Raw genomic sequence first — 3,523 nt, 5'->3', positions numbered from 1 at the left:
GATTTAAACCCCACGTATCATCAATTAGCCGAGTATTTTAATGTCGCTGTCATACCCGCTAGACCTTATAAACCCAAAGATAAATCGAAGGCTGAAGTCGGTGTACAAATTGTTGAGCGTTGGATCATGGCACGTCTGCGTAACCAAACCTTCTACAGCTTAGCGCACCTAAATCAAGAAATAGCAAAGCTACTTGATGTAATGAACAATAAGGTGATGAAGCAATATCAACAATCACGTAAACAGCTCTTTGATATGCTGGATAAAAGCGCATTAAAGCCATTGCCTGAAAAGCCCTATCACTATACACAAATCAAAACGGTGCGAGTACACATTGATTATCATGTTGAAATAGAAAAACATTATTACAGTGTGCCGTATCTGTGGGTTAAGAAACAATTGCGCGCGCACATAACCAATCAGCTAGTACAGCTTTATCATGACGATACCTTAATCGCACAGCATCCGCGCTCACATCGTTTAGGTGGGCATACAACACAGCCTCATCATATGCCTCTAGCGCATCAAAAACAGCATGAGCAGTCACCGATAAATTTACGCTCATGGGCATTAAGTATTGGGAAGTATACCCACCAAGTTGTTGAGTTACAGCTCAGTGGACGACGTCACCCCGAGCACGCTTATCGCGTCTGTTTAGGGCTGTTAAGTTTAGCTAAAACGTATTCAAAAGAACGGCTTGAGCAAGCATGCTATCGCGCCATCGTGATGAATACGACCACACTCAAATCAATTAAGCAGATGCTGAAAAAAGGGTTGGATCAACAACCGTTACCCACACAGCAAACAGAGCCAGAAAAGCCAATTAAGCATGGCAACATACGCGGCACACAGTATTACCATTAAGGAAATGAATCATGATAGACACCATTAACCAGCAACTTCAACTACTCAAGTTATCGGGTATAAAGCACGCATTAAGGCAACAACTTGAGCAGCCTAACTTATACCAAGAGCAAAGCTTTATAGAGCGCATCAGTTTATTGCTAACACATGAAATTGACACGCGTGAGCAAAGAAAAATCGACCGGCTCGTGCGACATGCTAAATTCCGCTTACCGGCTCAGTTAAATCAACTGATTTACTCGCCGACACGCAATATAGAAAAAGCACAGATACGTAACTTAAGCCAAAATAGCTGGCTGAACTTACACCAAAATATCTTAATCACTGGCGCAACAGGCTGTGGAAAAACCTACCTCGCATGTGCCTTAGGACATGAGCACTGCCTACAAGGAAAAAGTGTTTACTATATTCGATTAAAAGAACTACTCGAAAGCCTGTTTCTAGCACAAGCAGATGGTAGTTACCGGAAATTACTGGCGAAGCTAATAAAGTATGATCTACTGATCTTAGACGACTGGGGGCTTGAACCACTGAGTGCACAGCAACGAGGTGACTTACTCGAATTAATCGATGCGCGGTATGGGTATAAATCACACATAATTATAAGTCAGCTCCCGCAGGAAAACTGGCATGAGATGATCGGAGAGTCAACCCATGCTGACGCCATTTTAGATAGGCTAATTCATGGTTCGATTAAGTTGAACTTAAAAGGAGAATCGATACGAAAACAACTAAATAAATTGACTGATGATGATCAGTTAAGCTAATTTAAAAACGGCTCTACAAAATGATAAATCAGGTGATCAAAGCTGATGAGAATCGGTGATCAAAGTCATGAGAATACGCATTTGTCCATCGCGTTATAGGTGGCGCTTGTTAGCCCGTCGCCCCGAGTCATATTACCACGTGCATCGTAGCTAAACGTTTTCCAACTACCGCTGCGGTAGACCCGCTTTACTCTACCTTCAGCGTGAAGATCGTTGACAGGCAAAAGGCAAGACACGACCCCATTAGTTCTTTGATTTTGCACAATAAAAAGCCTCGGCTAGCGAGGCTATTAATTCAAAAAAGGCTGTCTAATACCGCTCTTTCTTAATTAGCTTTATCTTTTTGGCAACAAAAAAACAAACTAAGGCAACTCGACACCTTGATAACAAAACACAGACAAGGAGTAGCTTTTTAAGCATGAATGTCCATTTATTCATATTTTATTTTTCTCCTATTGTTTGTTCTAGCTCATTAAGAAAGTTTACAATTCCCTTACTTTGGATTTCGTCATAAATTTTAGTTCTAAGTTTACCTATCAGTTTTTTAGAATTATTCACATTATTCAACAAATCGGAAACATCTGAACCCAAGTAGCGAAGCGCGTCAAAGTCACTTCTCAATAATGACCAATCCACGCTCATGTTCGACTGCCTTAAACTGATTTTGCAATCTACACTTTTTTCTATATTAGAAACAAAGACTCCAATAATTAATTCTTCCGTATTTAAGGTCACTTTGAATCCCATTCCTAGATGACTTAAATCTTCAGAAATAGTAAATTCATTAAAAAGCTCTTCTTCAATAAAAAAGCTGAATGCCCTAACTAGTTCACTTCTCACAACATCAATTTGCTGGCATTTATTTAGTAAATTTGTCATTTTAGATTCACCTTAGTAGTAGGATAATGCCTCCATGCTACCTCTTGCAATTCAGCCCCATACCAAGGACCGGGGAGAGATCGCCCTTTCGCCATTTGAACATCATGTATTTGATATTTAGCGTTCATTACACCATTAATCCATCCACGGTTAAATGCAACAGATAATTGCTCTTGAACATGACTTGGAAATTGGCTCATGTATTCTGATTCATACAGATATCTATCTGGAAGACTAAACGAAACACCTTTTACAGCTCGTGCATAGGGAATAACGCGGGTTTCTTGTCCTTGTCCAATAACAGCCACTCTGTTCCCCCTATGTCTTGATACTTGCTTTTCAGCATGTCTTAATCCACTCAATTGTGCTTCTTGAAGCTCATCTGAGTATTTACTTGCCTCTTCTTTATCTGCTTCAGATAACTCACCATTTCCCATCATAGTTGGAGCTAGCCCCAGTCCTATTACTCCTCCTTTTTTAAGACTGTTTAGACCTGCTTTTGCAACACCTTTAACAGTATCTAGCACTGTATTGTTAGATGTCGGTGAGTTAGTTTGTCCAACTGTATTACCAGATTGCGGTGAAGCTGTTGCTATTTGTTTCTGAGAGCCGATTTCCATCGCTTTCATTGCGGTGCCAATCGAACCCGCACCTTGCACCATTGCAGAGTTTACTTCTGCCCCATTCTTAAAGTTCACGTCTTTTACAACTGTACTACCGACAGTCTTACCATCCACCTTGACGTCAACTTTCATATCGCCACAGGATTTAATTCTGGTACCCGTTGCGGCGGCGCAGTACCCCGTCGGGTCTGTCCCGCTCAACGGATTATTCATTATGTACGAATACGGGTTAATACTTTGGCTGTTGGTGGGGCTTTGTATGAACGGATCAACCGACATAAACCGGCCAAGGTTGTAATCGTACACCCGCCCATTCATGTGAATAAGCTCTACATTACCCAAATGTTCGTGGTCAGTAAAGCCTCTTCGTGTTTTAGCATCCGCCACATC

4 protein-coding genes are annotated in these 3,523 nt (G+C 41.2%); 2 read left to right on the top strand and 2 right to left on the bottom strand.

Going from position 1 to position 3,523, the window contains the following annotated elements:
- Positions 1-864: Mu transposase domain-containing protein (locus tag ENH88_RS05455; protein WP_414704806.1), on the top strand; the 864-nt coding region annotated here is incomplete at its 5' end.
- An 11-nt stretch (positions 865-875) separates the two neighbouring features.
- Positions 876-1,631: an IS21-like element helper ATPase IstB gene (gene istB, locus ENH88_RS05450; RefSeq protein ID WP_304180479.1), complete on the top strand. Its 756-nt coding sequence runs from the start codon at positions 876-878 to the stop codon at positions 1,629-1,631.
- 441 nt (positions 1,632-2,072) lie between these two features.
- Here the strand turns inward: istB and ENH88_RS05445 are convergent, their stop codons facing one another.
- Positions 2,073-2,510: a hypothetical protein gene (locus ENH88_RS05445; RefSeq protein WP_304180478.1), complete on the bottom strand. Its 438-nt coding sequence runs from the start codon at positions 2,508-2,510 to the stop codon at positions 2,073-2,075.
- The coding region (locus ENH88_RS05440; protein WP_304180476.1) for an RHS repeat domain-containing protein at positions 2,507-3,523 on the bottom strand (1,017 nt) is incomplete at its 5' end. The genes ENH88_RS05440 and ENH88_RS05445, both read right to left, overlap by 4 nt.

The organism is Pseudoalteromonas prydzensis (assembly GCF_011050055.1).
GTDB classification, from domain to species: domain Bacteria; phylum Pseudomonadota; class Gammaproteobacteria; order Enterobacterales; family Alteromonadaceae; genus Pseudoalteromonas; species Pseudoalteromonas prydzensis_A.
The sequence above is the reverse complement of the archived record's forward strand: the minus strand, read 5'-3'. Positions and strand labels throughout refer to the sequence as shown.